The 14,157-nt window shown below is 59.1% G+C and carries 17 protein-coding genes; 4 read left to right on the forward strand and 13 right to left on the reverse strand.

Going from position 1 to position 14,157, the window contains the following annotated elements; translation table 11 throughout:
* Positions 1-6: 6 nt before the first annotated feature.
* Both recQ and pldA read right to left on the reverse strand, forming a co-directional pair.
* Entirely contained in the window at positions 7-1,833 is a 1,827-nt protein-coding gene (recQ, locus tag C2E15_RS20200) for an ATP-dependent DNA helicase RecQ (protein ID WP_104958866.1), read from the reverse strand.
* A gap of 96 nt (positions 1,834-1,929) precedes the next feature.
* Positions 1,930-2,799 (reverse strand): phospholipase A, encoded by an 870-nt coding sequence (gene pldA, locus C2E15_RS20205; protein ID WP_104958867.1) that lies wholly within the window; start codon positions 2,797-2,799, stop codon positions 1,930-1,932.
* Between the two features lie 180 nt (positions 2,800-2,979).
* Between pldA and C2E15_RS20210 the strand changes: the two genes are divergently transcribed.
* Together C2E15_RS20210 and rarD are read left to right on the forward strand one after the other, a co-directional pair.
* Positions 2,980-3,450: a thioesterase family protein gene (locus C2E15_RS20210; protein ID WP_104958868.1), complete on the forward strand. Its 471-nt coding sequence runs from the start codon at positions 2,980-2,982 to the stop codon at positions 3,448-3,450.
* A 57-nt stretch (positions 3,451-3,507) separates the two neighbouring features.
* Positions 3,508-4,407 (forward strand): EamA family transporter RarD, encoded by a 900-nt coding sequence (gene rarD / locus C2E15_RS20215; protein WP_104958869.1) that lies wholly within the window; start codon positions 3,508-3,510, stop codon positions 4,405-4,407.
* Here rarD and C2E15_RS20220 read toward each other — a convergent pair.
* The 9 genes from C2E15_RS20220 to lptM form a co-directional block, all read right to left on the reverse strand.
* Entirely contained in the window at positions 4,387-5,433 is a 1,047-nt protein-coding gene (locus C2E15_RS20220) for an AbrB family transcriptional regulator (protein ID WP_104958870.1), read from the reverse strand. The genes rarD and C2E15_RS20220 overlap by 21 nt on opposite strands.
* Positions 5,434-5,535: 102 nt before the next feature.
* Entirely contained in the window at positions 5,536-6,489 is a 954-nt protein-coding gene (corA, locus tag C2E15_RS20225; RefSeq protein ID WP_104958871.1) for a magnesium/cobalt transporter CorA, read from the reverse strand.
* A gap of 144 nt (positions 6,490-6,633) precedes the next feature.
* Positions 6,634-6,690: a YsgD/CorL family protein gene (gene ysgD / locus C2E15_RS22375; protein WP_377091675.1), complete on the reverse strand. Its 57-nt coding sequence runs from the start codon at positions 6,688-6,690 to the stop codon at positions 6,634-6,636.
* A 167-nt stretch (positions 6,691-6,857) separates the two neighbouring features.
* Positions 6,858-9,020, reverse strand: a complete 2,163-nt coding sequence (gene uvrD, locus C2E15_RS20230) for a DNA helicase II (protein WP_104958872.1) — start codon at positions 9,018-9,020, stop codon at positions 6,858-6,860.
* 57 nt (positions 9,021-9,077) lie between these two features.
* On the reverse strand, positions 9,078-9,794 hold the full coding sequence (gene yigB / locus C2E15_RS20235; RefSeq protein ID WP_104958873.1) for a 5-amino-6-(5-phospho-D-ribitylamino)uracil phosphatase YigB: 717 nt from the start codon (positions 9,792-9,794) through the stop codon (positions 9,078-9,080).
* Positions 9,794-10,699 carry a tyrosine recombinase XerC gene (gene xerC / locus C2E15_RS20240; protein ID WP_104958874.1) on the reverse strand — a complete coding sequence of 302 codons (906 nt, stop codon included), beginning with the start codon at positions 10,697-10,699 and terminating at the stop codon, positions 9,794-9,796. The genes yigB and xerC overlap by 1 nt, the downstream gene beginning before the upstream one ends.
* On the reverse strand, positions 10,696-11,397 hold the full coding sequence (locus C2E15_RS20245) for a DUF484 domain-containing protein (RefSeq protein WP_104958875.1): 702 nt from the start codon (positions 11,395-11,397) through the stop codon (positions 10,696-10,698). Before C2E15_RS20245 ends, xerC begins: the two co-directional genes overlap by 4 nt.
* Positions 11,394-12,218, reverse strand: a complete 825-nt coding sequence (gene dapF, locus C2E15_RS20250) for a diaminopimelate epimerase (protein WP_104959245.1) — start codon at positions 12,216-12,218, stop codon at positions 11,394-11,396. Before dapF ends, C2E15_RS20245 begins: the two co-directional genes overlap by 4 nt.
* 29 nt (positions 12,219-12,247) lie before the next feature.
* Complete coding sequence (gene lptM / locus C2E15_RS20255) at positions 12,248-12,472, reverse strand: LPS translocon maturation chaperone LptM (protein ID WP_104958876.1); 225 nt, start codon at positions 12,470-12,472, stop codon at positions 12,248-12,250.
* Here lptM and C2E15_RS21800 point away from each other — a divergent pair.
* Both C2E15_RS21800 and cyaY read left to right on the forward strand, forming a co-directional pair.
* The gene (locus tag C2E15_RS21800) at positions 12,471-12,641 is read left to right on the forward strand and encodes a hypothetical protein (RefSeq protein ID WP_167391901.1); all 171 of its coding nucleotides are present in this window, start codon (positions 12,471-12,473) and stop codon (positions 12,639-12,641) included. The two genes, lptM and C2E15_RS21800, sit on opposite strands and share 2 nt — an antisense overlap.
* Entirely contained in the window at positions 12,641-12,961 is a 321-nt protein-coding gene (gene cyaY, locus C2E15_RS20260; protein WP_104958877.1) for an iron donor protein CyaY, read from the forward strand. The genes C2E15_RS21800 and cyaY overlap by 1 nt, the downstream gene beginning before the upstream one ends.
* Before the next feature lie 57 nt (positions 12,962-13,018).
* On the opposite strand, the gene C2E15_RS20265 is transcribed toward cyaY, so the two are convergent.
* A complete protein-coding gene (locus tag C2E15_RS20265) occupies positions 13,019-13,453 on the reverse strand; it encodes a hypothetical protein (protein WP_146108568.1) in 435 nt (144 codons plus the stop codon).
* Positions 13,432-14,124 carry a hypothetical protein gene (locus tag C2E15_RS20270; protein WP_104958879.1) on the reverse strand — a complete coding sequence of 231 codons (693 nt, stop codon included), beginning with the start codon at positions 14,122-14,124 and terminating at the stop codon, positions 13,432-13,434. The genes C2E15_RS20265 and C2E15_RS20270 overlap by 22 nt, the downstream gene beginning before the upstream one ends.
* Positions 14,125-14,157 lie beyond the last annotated feature (33 nt).

Genomic DNA, 14,157 nt, shown 5'->3' on the forward strand with positions numbered 1-14,157 from the left:
GAGGATCTACTCCTCGCCGTCGACATGCTCGCGGATCATGACCAGGAAAGGCTTGCCGAAGCGCTCCAGCTTGCGATGGCCGACACCGTTGACGCTAAGCATTTCCGAGGCCGTCAGCGGCATCTGCTCCGCCATCTCAATCAGCGTCGCGTCGTTAAACACCACATAAGGCGGAATGTTTTCTTCATCGGCAATCGCTTTACGCAGCTTGCGCAGTTTGGCGAACAGCTTGCGGTCGTAGTTGCCGCCGTAGCTTTTCTGATTGTTATACTTCGCTTTCACCGTCACCAGACGCGGCACGGCAAGCATCAGCGGCGCTTCGCCGCGCAGTACTGGCCGGGCGGCCTCGGTAAGCTGCAGCGCCGAGTGCAGCGTGATGTTCTGCGTGACCAGGCCCAGGTGTATAAGCTGGCGTAGCACGCTGACCCAATGTTCATGGCTCTGCTCGCGGCCAATACCGTAGACCGGCAGCTTATCGTGGCCCAGGTCGCGGATGCGCTGGTTGCTGGCGCCGCGCAACACCTCCACCACATAGCCCATGCCAAAACGCTGGCCGACGCGATAGATGGTCGAGAGCGCTTTTTGCGCCTCTACCATGCCATCGTAGCGGCGTGGCGGATCGAGACAAATATCGCAGTTGCCGCACGGCTGCTGGCGGCCTTCGCCGAAATAGTTGAGCAACACCAGGCGGCGGCAGGTTTGCGCTTCGGCAAACGCGCCCATCGCATTCAGCTTATGACGCTCAATATCCTGCAGCGGACCGGGTGCTTTCTCTTCCAGGCAGCGGCGCAGCCAGGCCATATCCGCCGGATCGTAGAGCAGCATCGCTTCGGCCGGCAGGCCATCGCGACCGGCGCGGCCGGTTTCCTGATAATAGGATTCAATGTTACGCGGAATATCGAAATGCACCACAAAGCGCACGTTGGGCTTGTTAATGCCCATGCCGAAAGCGACCGTCGCCACCACGATCTGTAGATCGTCGCGCTGAAACGCCTCCTGCACCTGCGCGCGATGGGCGTTCTCCATGCCGGCGTGGTAGGCCCCTACGCTTAAGCCGCGGCTCTGCAGACGCGCGGCGGTATCTTCCACTTTCGCCCGGCTGTTGCAGTAGATAATGCCGCTTTTACCGCGCTGATCCTGCACGTAGCGCAGCAGCTGCTCGGTCGGCTTGAACTTTTCCACCAGCATATAGCGGATATTCGGCCGGTCAAAGCTGCTGATCTGGATCAGCGGATCTTCCAGCTGCAGCAGGCGGACAATATCGTTACGCGTGGTTTCGTCGGCGGTCGCCGTCAGCGCCATCACTGGCAGCGACGGGAAACGCTGGCGCAGCTGGCCCAGCGCGCCATATTCCGGGCGGAAATCGTGTCCCCACTGGGAAATACAGTGCGCTTCGTCCACCGCCAGCATCGCCGGCTGCCAGTGCGTCAGGCTTTCGAGGAAGTTATCCATCATCAGGCGTTCCGGCGCGATATAGAGCAGGCGAATTTCGCCGCTGCGGCATCCCGCCATCACGGCCTGCTGCTCTTCGCGCGTTTGCGTCGAATTCAGACATGCCGCCGCCACGCCGTTCGCCAGCAGCTGATCGACCTGATCTTTCATCAGTGAAATCAGCGGCGAAACGACCAGCGTCAGACCTTCGCGCAGCAGCGCCGGAATTTGATAACAGAGCGATTTTCCGCCGCCGGTGGGCATCACCACCAGACAATCCCGGCCGCTCAGCGACGCCTGAATGATGGTTTGCTGCCCGGGGCGAAACTGCTGGTAGCCGAAGGTATCGCGTAATACCTGTTCGGCCAGCGCTTCGTGATTAATTACTGCCGCCGTAGACACGTCTTCCCCGTATTGCACTGCATTATGATGATGTGACGGGCGGTAGCCGCCCGAAGAGACAATGACTGTATGGCAGGCCCGCTGCGCGGGCCTGTATCAGAACAGATCGTTTAAGGTTACGCCAACGCCGACGCGCGTCTGGCGATGATTATAATCGATTAACGATTCGCCGTAGCCGCTGAACACCTGCGTATAGAAACGTACATGCTCGCTGATCGGGTAGCTCCACCCCAGCTCTGCGCCGCCGTAACCGCTATTCCAGTTATAGTTGCCCTGCACGCTGAAGATGCTGTCGCCTACCCGGTAACCCAATTTGGCGCGATAGTAACCCATGTACTTGGTAATGTCAGGGTTGTCGTCGTTACTTTCGCCTTCCGGCAGACGATACCAGGGTTTAATTTCCGCCAGGAAATTGCCGTTTTCCGCCATCAGGCGCGCGTAAACACGGTTCCAGCTGCGTGACGTCGGATCGGAACGGCCGTTTGACTGGTGGTTCAGGCCCAGCTCGATATCACGTAGCGTCCAGCCGGCGAAAGAGTAGTCCGTTGCCCATCCGAGAAAAATTTGCGGTTCGTAGTTGGTTTCACGGAAAGGCGACGATGCGCCGCGGTTAGAAAGCTGCCACCAGGAGCGCTGGGTATACGAGGCCGCCAGGACAGAGTTATCGCCGAGGATGCCGCGCCAGAGCGGAAACGCCAGGCTAAGCTGGAATTTTACCTCATCCTTTTTCGCTTTGTCAGCCCAGTCGTATGAATCAATCGCTTCTTTGTTCATATCGCTGGTCAGGGTGTAAAGCAGGTAATTGCTCTCATAAGGATAAAGCACAAAGGGATTATCGTGCTTTTCCAGCAGGTTGGCGATAATGCTGCCCTGAACCGCTGGCGCATCATGTACATCCCTGACGGTGGCTTCTTGAGCCTGCGCAATGGCGGGCAATAATAATGCCGCCGCAATCAGCATACGCATAGTCTTCTCCGGTGAAGCGCTGTGTGGCCATTAAATAAAAAAAGCAGGCCATTCTACACACAATCGTGCGGTGAGATCAGCGCTGTTTTCTTAAAGTGGAAAGCCGTTTTCCGCCAACATAAAATACACAATCTGTTAACATCGCAACCTTTTATCCGTGGCTACCAGGAAAATCCTTTTATGTCAGAGACTCAGTTAGATCAGGCGGCGGCCCGCCAGCTTATCGGTGAAATATTTGTCTACCAGATGCCTTTTAATCAGGCGCTGGGACTGGAGCTGGAAAGGCTTGAATCGAGCTACGCTGAACTGCGCTTCGCCAATAAAACCATGCTGGTCGGTAATGCAGCGCAGCAAATTTTGCACGGCGGGGTTATCGCCTCAGTGCTGGATGTCGCCGCCGGGCTGGTGTGCGTCAGCAGCGCCCTGACGCGTCAGGATCATATCACTGAACAGGCGCTGCGCCAGCGCCTGTCGCGCATGGGCACCATCGACCTGCGCGTCGACTATCTGCGCCCCGGACGCGGCGAACACTTTATCGCCGCCAGCAGCCTGCTGCGCGCCGGCAATAAGATCTCCGTCGCGCGCGTCGAGCTGCATAACGATGCGGGTGTCCATATCGCCAGCGCCACCGCCACCTATCTGGTGGGTTAATTTCAACCGTTCGCCCGTTTTTCCTTTAGACTGGCGCTTTTAATCTGAGAGTACGTGATGGACACACAACAAACACGCCAGGGTATCTTTTGCGCGCTGGGCGCTTATTTCATCTGGGGCGTGGCGCCGGCCTATTTCAAACTGCTTCAGCAGGTGGCGCCGGGCGAAATCATGACGCACCGCGTGATCTGGTCGGCACTGTTTATGCTGCTGCTGATCTCCGTCAGCCGCAGCTGGCCGCGGGTAAAGGTGGTTATACGTCAGCCGAAAAAGATGTTGCTGTTGGCGCTGTCGGCCACGCTGGTTGGCGGCAACTGGCTGCTGTTTATCTGGGCGGTGAATAATCACCATATGCTGGAAGCGAGCCTGGGCTATTTTATCAATCCCCTGCTCAACGTGGTGATAGGCATGCTATTCCTCGGCGAGCGCTTTCGCCGCATGCAGTGGCTGGCGGTGCTGCTGGCGACGTTCGGCGTGCTGGTGCAGCTGTGGCAGTTCGGATCGCTGCCGCTGATCGCCCTGGGGCTGGCGCTCAGCTTTTCGCTGTATGGCCTGACGCGTAAGAAAATCGCAGTGGACGCGCAGAGCGGCATGCTGATTGAAACGCTGTGGCTTTTTCCGCTGGCCTCGTGGTATCTGTTCGGTATCGCCGACAGTACCACCAGCCATCTGTCGCACAATAGCGCGACGCTGAATCTGCTGCTGATCGCCGCCGGGATTGTCACCACCATTCCGCTCATGCTGTTTACCGCCGCCGCTACGCGCCTGCGTCTCTCCACGCTCGGCTTTTTCCAGTATCTGGGGCCGACGCTGATGTTTCTGCTGGCGGTGCTGTTTTACGGCGAAGCGATGACGCCCGACAAGGCGGTGACGTTCGGCTTTATTTGGCTGGCGCTGGCGCTGTTTATTGTCGACGCGCTCTATACGCTGCGCCGTTCACGCGCGGGCAAAGCGTGAGATAAAACGCGCCATGGCCGGGCCGGTAAGCAGAATAGTGAACAGCCGCAGCGTCTGCAGCGCCATCACGAAAGCGATATCGACCCGACTGCCCGCGGCAATGATCGCCACGGTATCCAGCCCGCCCGGGCTGGTAGCCAGATAGGCAGTCAGCAGATCGACATGCAGCATTTTAGTCAGCACCCACGCCATTCCTCCGCACAGCAGCATCAGCCCGGCGATCGATGCCAGCATCTGCGGCAGCGTACGCAGCGCCAGCCGGAAAACAGGCAGCGTAAAGCGCAGGCCCACCGTCCAGCCGATCAGCGTATAGGCGGCCGCCAGCAGCCACTCCGGCACCTGCAGCGCCACCGTTCCGCTGCTTTGCAATACCGCACCGGCCAGCGCGGGCAGCAGCAGCGCCCCGGCCGGAATGCGAAAGCGCTGACCGAGATAGGCGCCCACCAACATAATGCCCAGCGTAATAGCAAAGCGCATATCCAGCGGCGGAAACCAGACCTGCGGCGCCGCGCTTTGCGCATCGTCACCGAGGCCGATACGCGCGACGATCGCGGCGGCGGTGGCGACGAACAGCACGCGCAGATACTGCATAAAAGCCACCAGCCGCGCATCGGCACCGTAGTCGGCCGCCATCGCCACCATCGCCGACGCGCCGCCGGGCGAGGAGCCCCAGGCGCCAGTCGGGCCGGGCAGATCGCTGTAGCGCACCAGCAGGAAGCCGGAAAGACCGCTGGCGGCCAGCGTCATCAGCAGCACCGCCAGCACTACCGGCCAGTCGGCGATCAGGGGATCGATAATCGAGGGAGAGAGGCTGCGGGCGATCATACAGCCCAGCACCGCCTGACAGAGAATAAACAGCCGTTTATCGATGCGCAGCGTGGCGCCCAGCAGGCCCATCGCCACGCCGACAATCATCGGCCCCAGCAGCAGCGCCGCCGGTACGTGAAAATAGTGCAGAATAAAACCCAGCAGCAGCGAGACGACAACCAGCATCGTCCATTGCTGCCAGCGCGAAAGCTTTTCCATAGAAAGGAGGATTCACCGCGGCTTGAAAACCGTAAGGTTACGCACAACCCGCGCGGAATGCCAGCGCAGCAGGGCCGGACCGGCTCTCCGGCCCGCCAGCTTTTACAGCCAGTTTTTGCGCTTGAAATAGAGGTACGGCGCCAGCCCGGCGAGGATCATCAGGCCGATGGCGCCAGGATAGCCAAAGCTCCACTTCAGTTCCGGCATAAATTCAAAGTTCATACCGTAGCTGGAGGCGACCAGCGTCGGCGGCAGGAATACCACCGACACCACCGAGAAGATTTTGATGATACGGTTCTGCTCGATATTGATAAAGCCCATCGCCGCCTGCATCAGGAAGTTAACCTTCTGGAACAGCGACTCGTTATGCGGCAGCAGCGATTCGATATCGCGCAGGATCTCGCGCGCCTGCTCCAGCTGGTTGGTCGGCAGGCGCGCCTTGCGCACCAGGAAGTTCAGCGCGCGCTGGGTATCCATCAGGCAGAGACGCACCTTCCAGCCGATATCCTCCAGCTCCGCCAGCGTGGAGAGCGCCTGATCGAACTCGTCGCCCTGCTGCCCTTCCATAATCACGCGGCTCAGCTTCTCAAGGTCGCTGTAAATGTTTTCAATTTCATCCGCCAGCTGTTCAATTTTGGTCTCAAACAGATCCAGCAGCAGTTCATAGGCGTTGCCGTCGATCAGCGTCTGGCTGCGGGCGCGCATGCGATAGAGGCGAAACGCGGGCAGTTCACGCTCGCGCAGCGTATAGAGACGGCCTTCGCGAATAGTAAACGCGACGGTGGCGTTGCCCGCATGATCTTTGGCGTCTTCATAGAAAAAGAAGGAGTGAATGTGCAGGCCATCTTCGTCCTCGAAAAAGCGGGCGGACGCTTCGATATCTTCCAGCTCAGGGCGTGTGGCCAGGCTTTGGCCCAGCTCGCTCTGCACGCGCTCGCGCTCCGCTTCTTCCGGCTCGATAAGATCGACCCATACCGACGAGATCAGGTCTTCCGGCGTGTCTTCCAGCTCCAGGCGGGTAAGGCGGCTGCGATCCAGTTTAAAAGCGCTCAGCATAGCAGTACTCCCAATTTGTCATTCAAACGGGACAATACGCCAGAACACAGAAACCTGAGTTTCAGTCAGTGATAAACGCTAACTCGCGCGACGGGAAAGAGAGTCGCTGACAACCACAAAGGCTATCAGCATAAGAGGATGGCCTTAGGGGTTGTACCTGTTGATAAGGTGATTGAGCCAGCATCGACTGGGAGTGTCCAAGGCGAAAGTCCTCTTAGGGTAATCGTGCGCGCATGTTACGCCGAGACGAAAAAGGCGTCAAGCGAAGCCGGGCGCCCTGAGAGCTGTGTGGGGCGCGGGCGGGCAACCCCGCAGCAGACGCCGGCCGGACGCGGAAAGCGAGCCGGCGGCGCCTGCTGCCCAGCAGGCTATACCGCTTCGAGGCGGGCGTAAGCGGCCACCAGCCACTTAATGCCCTGACCCTGAAACGCCACCTGCAGACGGCTGTGATCGCCGCTGCCTTCGAGATTGATAATGGTACCTTCGCCGAACTTGGCGTGGCGAACGCGCTGGCCGAGCGTAAAGCCGCTGTCGTTTTGCGCCACCGGTGTGCCCATGCGCTGATGGCTGACCGGACGGCTGATGCTGGCGCGCAGGCGCACCTCATCGACACACTCTTCCGGCAGCTCGCCGATAAAGCGCGACGGGCGATGATAAACCTCTTTACCGTACAGGCGGCGCGTTTCCGCGTAGGTCAGCGTCAGCTTTTTCATCGCGCGAGTGACGCCAACGTAGGCGAGACGGCGTTCCTCTTCCAGCCTGCCGCCTTCGTCCAGCGCCATCTGGCTGGGGAACATCCCCTCTTCCATGCCGACGATAAAGACCTGGCTAAACTCCAGCCCTTTCGCCGCATGCATGGTCATCAACTGCACCGCGTCCTGCCACTTATCCGCCTGACCTTCCCCGGCCTCCAGCGCGGCGTGCGACAGGAACGCCTGCAGGGGCATCAAATCTTCATCTTCATCCTGGTAGCTGTACTGACGCGTGGCGTTCACCAGCTCCTCTAAGTTTTCGATGCGCGTCTGGCCCTTTTCGCCCTTCTCCTGCTCATACATCAGCCACAGGCCGGAATCTTTGATCACCCGGTCGGTCTGAACGTGCAGCGGCAGCTCGGCGGTCTCCTGCGCCAGCGAATCCACCAGTTCGGTGAAGCGCTGCAGCGCGGCGGCGGCGCGGCCGGCCAGCGCTTTTTCCTGCAGCAGCTCGCGGCTGGTCTGCCAGAGCGTCAGCTGGCGATCGCGCGATGCCTGACGCACCACGTCCAGCGTGCGGTCGCCGATGCCGCGCGTCGGCGTATTGACCACGCGCTCAAAAGCAGCGTCGTCGTTACGGTTAGCGATCAACCGCAGGTAGGCCAGCGCATCTTTAATCTCTTGTCGTTCGAAGAAGCGCATGCCGCCATAAATGCGGTACGGCATGCTGGCCTGCAGCAGCGCCTCTTCCAGCACACGCGACTGGGCGTTGCTGCGGTAGAGGATGGCGCAGTCGTTCAGCGCCCCGCCATTCTCCTGCCACACTTTGATGCGGTTAACCACGAAGCGCGCTTCATCCAGCTCGTTAAACGCGCAGTAGAGCGAAATCGGATCGCCGTCGCTACCGTCGGTCCACAGCTCTTTGCCGAGACGGCCATTGTTGTTGGCGATCAGGGCGTTGGCTGCCTTCAGAATATTGTTGGTGGAGCGGTAGTTTTGCTCAAGGCGGATGGTCTCTGCGCCGCGGAAATCTTGCAGGAAGCGCTGGATGTTCTCCACCTGCGCGCCGCGCCAGCCGTAGATAGACTGATCATCGTCGCCGACGATCATCACCCGGCTGCTGTCACCGGCCAGCAGCCGGATCCAGGCGTACTGAATATTGTTGGTATCCTGGAACTCGTCCACCATGATGTTGGTGAAGCGTTCACGGTAGTGGTTAAGGATATGCGGCTTCGTCAGCCATAGCTCATGGGCGCGCAGCAGCAGCTCGGCGAAATCGACCAGCCCGGCGCGATCGCACGCCTCCTGGTACGCCTGGTAAACGCGCAGCCAGGTTTGCTCGACCGGATTGCCGTAGCTTTCGATATGGTGCGGACGCAACCCCTCATCTTTTTTGCCGTTGATGTACCACATCGCCTGACGCGGCGGCCACTGTTTCTCATCCAGGTTCATCGCTTTGATCAAACGCTTCAGCAGGCGCAGCTGATCTTCACTGTCGAGGATCTGGAAATCCTGCGGCAGGCGGGCATCGAGATGATGCGCGCGCAGCAGGCGGTGCGCCAGGCCGTGGAAGGTGCCGATCCACATGCCGCCCTGGCTGGTGCCGATCAGCTGTTCAATACGATGGCGCATTTCCGCTGCGGCCTTGTTGGTGAAGGTCACCGCCATAATCGAATAGGGCGAGCAATTCTCTACCGTCAGCAGCCAGGCGATACGATGCACCAGCACGCGTGTCTTGCCGCTGCCCGCGCCCGCCAGCACCAGCAGGTTGGTGCGCGGCGCCGCAACGGCTTCGCGCTGTTTATCATTCAGGCTGTTTAGCAGGTCAGAAACGTCCATAAGCACCGTCAGTCAGGAAAAACGCACCAGTGAGACACTGGATATTTGTACAGAAGATTATAACAACGCCGTCAGCGATGCCAACTGCGTAATTTCAACATGCGGCAACAGGCGCGCATCGCTAACCTGCATCAGGTTGCCCTCGCGCAGGTTGATCCAGCAGGCCTGCATGCCGCAGCGCACCGCGCCGGCAACGTCTGTCGTCAGATCGTCGCCCACGTGCAGAATGTTTTCCGGGGCGAGATCGAGCCGCTGCGCCGCCAGGTGATACATATCCTGGTAGGGTTTGGCGCGCCCGTGCGGGCCGGCGCGCAGCACGAACTGGAAATAGCCGTCGAGCCCGAACAGATGCGGCTCGGCGTTGCCGTTGGTGATCGCCACCAGCGGCACGCGTTCCGCCAGCGCGGCCAGCGTGGTATGCGTCTCCGGCGGTACGCTGATTTGGCTGCGCCAGTGAGCGAATACCGCCATCACCTTATTCGACCCCGCCTGCGCCTCGGCAGGCGTCAGTCCCGCTTCCAGCATCGCCTGCTCGACGGTGCGGCGTCGCCATTCGGTGACGTCGTGGTAGATCTCGGGCTCCTCGGCCAGCAGCCGGTCGCGTAATGTTTGATACGCGGCGGTAGAGAAATCGCGCAGGCTGGGATGGTATTCCTGCAAAAAGCGGTGCGACTCCTCGGTGGTCTTCAGGATCACCGGATAGTTGTCATACAGCGTGTCATCGAGATCGAAAGTGATCGCTTTGATCGGCTTCAGCCGACGATAAAAATGCATCAGGATTTTCCTCGTTTGGCGCGCGGATGCGCCGCATCATACACCGACGCCAGATGTTGAAAGTCGAGATGGGTATAAATTTGCGTCGTGGAAAGGTTGGCGTGCCCTAACAGCTCCTGCACCGCGCGCAGATCGCCGCTCGACTCCAGCATATGCGTGGCGAAAGAGTGGCGCAGCTTGTGGGGATGCACGTGGCTGCTGACACCCTGCTTAACGCCCCACTCCGCAAAGCGCTTCTGCACATTGCGCACCGAAATGCGCCGTCCCTCTTTCGAGATAAACAGCGCGTCGTTTTCCGGCGCGTAGATATCGCGCAGCGTCAGCCATTTTTGTACCCACTCTACCGCTGTACGGCCAATGGGCAGACGGCGCTCTTTGCTGCCTTTACCCGTAACCCAGACTTCGCCCGCCTCCAGATCGAGATGGCGACAATCGATGCCCACCAGCTCGGAGAGACGCAGCCCGGCGCCGTACATCACTTCCATCATCGTTCGGTCGCGTACCGCCAGCGGATCGCTCTGGTCGATAGCCAGCAGTTGATTCACCTCGTCGACGTCGATATTTTTCGGCAGATGGCGCGCGGCGCGCGGCGTGGCGATCCCTTTTGCCGGGTTCGCCTTCAGCGCGCCCTGGCTGACCATCCAGTCCAGAAAGCTGCGCAGCGCGGAAAGGCGCAGCGCCAGACTGGCGGGCTGCAAACCGGCGCGACGGCTGCGCGCCGCCAGCTGACGCACATGCGCCGGCTCCAGCTGCGCCCAGTCGGCGATATTCATCTCGTCAGCCAGCTGCATCAGCGCCGCCAGCTGGCGCGCATAGTTTTCATGGGTTAGCGGGCTGAGCTGACGCTCAACCTTCAGGTAGCGCAGAAAGCCCTCGACGGCGGCCTGCAGCGCAAGCTGGCTCATGCGCGCGCAACCCAGCGGCTGAGTAGCGCCGGCAGCATCAGCGCCAGATAGTGCAGCAGCAGCGTGCCCTGCCCGGGCTGATAGTGATGCGTATCGCGGCTGCTGAACATCAGCACGCCCAGCTCGCCGCGTTCGCCGAACAGCGACATCGCCACCGAGCCGACCGAACGCGCCTGCGGCAGCAGCAGCAGCAGCTCCGGCCCGTTCAGCGAGCCGAGATAGTGCTGCTCTTTGCCCAGCCGCTGAATGCGCACCGGCTCAAACGCCTGACGCGATAACGCCAGCTGCGTAAAGCTGGAGGGCGCGCCTAACTGCCAGCGATCGCTGAACAGCCGCACATCCGCGCCGGCCAGGCCCAGATCGCGCGCCCAGCGTTGAAGACGGTTGAGCATCTCCTGCAGCGAAGGTGCGGAAGCCAGATGACCCTGCAGGCTCAGCAGACGATCGAAAAGCTGATGGTTGGCGGACGCCTGCTCCATCAGCTGCGTAATTTCATTTTCCAGCTGATGGATATGGTTGCGCTGACGCGCCATATGCCATTCCACCAGCGAGACGGTGCCGCGCACCGGGTGCGGTACCGCCATCTGTTCAACCTGGCGCGCGTTGCGAATAAAGAAATCTGGATTTTGCAGCAGATAGTCGCACACCGCCTGATCGTCCAGCATCAGCGCGGCGGCTGTCTCTCCGACATGTTTCATAGATGAATAAACCCGTCATAAACGTGCGTGGCCGGTCCGGTCATATAGAGCGGATTTCCCGGCCCTTTCCATGCGATATACAGCGTGCCGCCCGGCAGATCGACGCGCACTTTTTCCGCCAGCAGCCCCTGCTGGATGCCGCTGGCCACCGCCGCGCACGCCCCGCTGCCGCAGGCCTGTGTTTCACCCGCGCCGCGCTCATAAACGCGCAGGCGAATATGATCCGGAGTAACCACTTCCATAAAACCGACGTTGACCCGCTCCGGGAAGCGCTCATGACTTTCCAGCACCGGCCCCAGCGTTTCAACCGCGGCGGTTTTGACACTGGCGACCTGGATCACGCAGTGCGGATTGCCCATGGAGACCACGCCGAACATGATGGTTTGCTCGGCGACGCGCAGCAGATACAGGCTTTCCGCCTTATTGGCGCGAAACGGCACCTGCTGCGGCTCGAAATTGGGCTCGCCCATGTTGACGCGCACCTGCTCATCGCTGTTGACGCTCAATACCATGCGTCCGGTCTGGGTGCTGACGCGGATATCGCTTTTGTTGGTCAATCCTTTCAGGCGGACAAAGCGGGCGAAACAGCGCGCGCCGTTGCCGCACTGCGCCACTTCGCTGCCGTCGGCGTTGAAGATACGGTAGTGGAAATCGAGGTCGGGATCGTAAGGCGGCTCGACGATCAATAGCTGATCGAAGCCGATGCCCAGATGACGATCCGCCAGACGGCGGATCAACTCCGGCGAGAAATAGACATTTTGCGTGACGGCGTCAACGACCATAAAGTCATTGCCAAGACCGTGCATTTTCGAGAACTGCATTTTCTGCTCCGCCGGCTGGGCCATCATGGTTACTGGGTCGCCTGAGCGGCCGTATCCGGGCGGGTCAGGTTATTCTCCTGCTGGCCATCCGGCTGAGTCGCCGTTGAAGAAGGGGGGGTCTGCTCGACAGGCGGCTGCGGCGCGCTCTGTTTCGGCTTATCCTGCGGCGGAAAATAGAGCGGGCCTTTCAGTCCGCAGCCGGCCAGGCTGGTCAACGCCAGCGCCATTGCCAGACGGCAAAGGATTGTCTTCATGCTATTCCTGCTTATGTTTGATGCGTTTACCTGGTTGCTTATCATCGCAGCTGACTTTGGAAAAGCAACAGGAAAAGGTGACGTGATGTGCGGCATCTCACTCTTGTCAGACGATGTTGTAAAATCCTGCGGCGCGTTATACTGCGCCAAAACGTTAAGGAAGCAATGATGAACGACAGTGAATTTCACCAGCTGGCCGATCGCCTGATGTTAACCATCGAAGAGTATTTTGACCGCTGGGACGGCGACAGCGATATCGACTATGAAACCCATGCCGGCATCATGACGCTCAGCTTTGAAAACGGCAGCAAAATCATTATCAACCGCCAGGAGCCGCTGCATCAAGTCTGGCTGGCGACCAAAGGCGGCGGCTACCATTTCGACTATCGCGACGGAGAGTGGATTTGCAACCGCAGCGGCGGCAACTTCTGGCAACTGCTGTCGGATGCCTGCAGCACGCAGTCGGGCGAAACGGTGTCGTTTCGTTAAGGCGCCGGCGGCTTGCCAAACGCGAGCAGAACGCAAAGCCCCCGGTGGGGCTTTGTTTTAAAAAATATATTTGGTTAACCGGACGATCCGATTTGCCTTACTCTGCCATAGATAAAATTTAGGATTCGACCGGCCTTCTCTTTCCCAACGGCTGCCCCACTCATCGGCAGAAACATATTGATATCCCAATCTTTTCAGATAGCTTTCTAAGGCGGCCGTTTCCGTTGCGTCACGATACACAACAGTACTCATTTCGGGAGAAGGACCGTCCATCATGCGAAAGCGAAAGTAGTAATCCTTCGCAATACGTGGCGCGTCTTTGATGTCTTTATCAACATAAGCATAATAAAGCCACCAGTCGCTCTCTTTAAAGCCAGCGCGCTGATTGGCTACCTTCATCATTTGGCAATCGACCAAAGTTAAGACGATCGCCATCACCGCCATTATTCCCAATACCCGTTTTAGCCATCTCACTCTGATGCTTTCTCCCACTGAACCACTACCTGAGCCCCTGCATCGATACGACGAACAATATCAGAGTCAAACCGGGTAAACGGATCGATCGACATCATAAAATCTGGCAACCTGCCTTTATAAGGGAGAGGAGGCTGGCGCTTATCGATGGGATCCGGAAACAGCAGCGGGTTGAACCCTTTATTTTTAAAACTGCCGAGCGCGCCATAGTAATCCCAGCGCCGCAGCGCCGCCTCTTTGCTCACGATGTTGAGCCACGGCCAGTAATTTTGCGGTCGGACAACTTTATAAAAGCCCAACAGGTCAGAAACCAGATCCTCAGCGCTAAAGCCGCTATCGGTATACCAGCTAAAAAAGGGCATTGATTGCCAGTTCTCAAAGGCGATGGCCGTTTCCATCATCAGCGCCAGCGTAATACTGTGCCTTTCAGATAATGAACGCCCCCGCTTAATATTCCAGCGCGAACTACGGCCGGTGCGAACCTGCCTGTATTTCATGGTTTGCTGGTACTCAACCAGATAGTAAGGCTGCCCGCTGGCCTCACCTCTTGCCATCTGCCCGAGGCAGTCTGTTATATCCTCTCCAGACGCATGCCCTAAATCTATCCAGCCCAAAACCTCTGAATAAACCAGTCCATACTCTTTTTCCCTTGGTGCCAGAGGATCAATAATCTCTTCCCGCTTGCTCATCGCCGTCCCTGCTGATGGATAAGGCGGAAAAGC

The organism is Mixta gaviniae (genome assembly GCF_002953195.1).
GTDB lineage: Bacteria > Pseudomonadota > Gammaproteobacteria > Enterobacterales > Enterobacteriaceae > Mixta > Mixta gaviniae.

Bases quoted from the DNA above. Each gene is read 5' to 3' on its own strand.
- pldA (WP_104958867.1), bottom strand. From the start codon at position 2,799: ATGCGTATGCTGATTGCGGCGGCATTATTATTGCCCGCCATTGCGCAG.
- C2E15_RS20210 (WP_104958868.1), top strand. From the start codon at position 2,980: ATGTCAGAGACTCAGTTAGATCAGGCGGCGGCCCGCCAGCTTATCGGT.
- rarD (WP_104958869.1), top strand. From the start codon at position 3,508: ATGGACACACAACAAACACGCCAGGGTATCTTTTGCGCGCTGGGCGCT.
- C2E15_RS20220 (WP_104958870.1), bottom strand. From the start codon at position 5,433: ATGGAAAAGCTTTCGCGCTGGCAGCAATGGACGATGCTGGTTGTCGTC.
- corA (WP_104958871.1), bottom strand. From the start codon at position 6,489: ATGCTGAGCGCTTTTAAACTGGATCGCAGCCGCCTTACCCGCCTGGAG.
- uvrD (WP_104958872.1), bottom strand. From the start codon at position 9,020: ATGGACGTTTCTGACCTGCTAAACAGCCTGAATGATAAACAGCGCGAA.
- yigB (WP_104958873.1), bottom strand. From the start codon at position 9,794: ATGCATTTTTATCGTCGGCTGAAGCCGATCAAAGCGATCACTTTCGAT.
- xerC (WP_104958874.1), bottom strand. From the start codon at position 10,699: ATGAGCCAGCTTGCGCTGCAGGCCGCCGTCGAGGGCTTTCTGCGCTAC.
- C2E15_RS20245 (WP_104958875.1), bottom strand. From the start codon at position 11,397: ATGAAACATGTCGGAGAGACAGCCGCCGCGCTGATGCTGGACGATCAG.
- dapF (WP_104959245.1), bottom strand. From the start codon at position 12,218: ATGCAGTTCTCGAAAATGCACGGTCTTGGCAATGACTTTATGGTCGTT.
- C2E15_RS21800 (WP_167391901.1), top strand. From the start codon at position 12,471: ATGCTATTCCTGCTTATGTTTGATGCGTTTACCTGGTTGCTTATCATC.
- lptM (WP_104958876.1), bottom strand. From the start codon at position 12,472: ATGAAGACAATCCTTTGCCGTCTGGCAATGGCGCTGGCGTTGACCAGC.
- cyaY (WP_104958877.1), top strand. From the start codon at position 12,641: ATGAACGACAGTGAATTTCACCAGCTGGCCGATCGCCTGATGTTAACC.
- C2E15_RS20270 (WP_104958879.1), bottom strand. From the start codon at position 14,124: ATGAGCAAGCGGGAAGAGATTATTGATCCTCTGGCACCAAGGGAAAAA.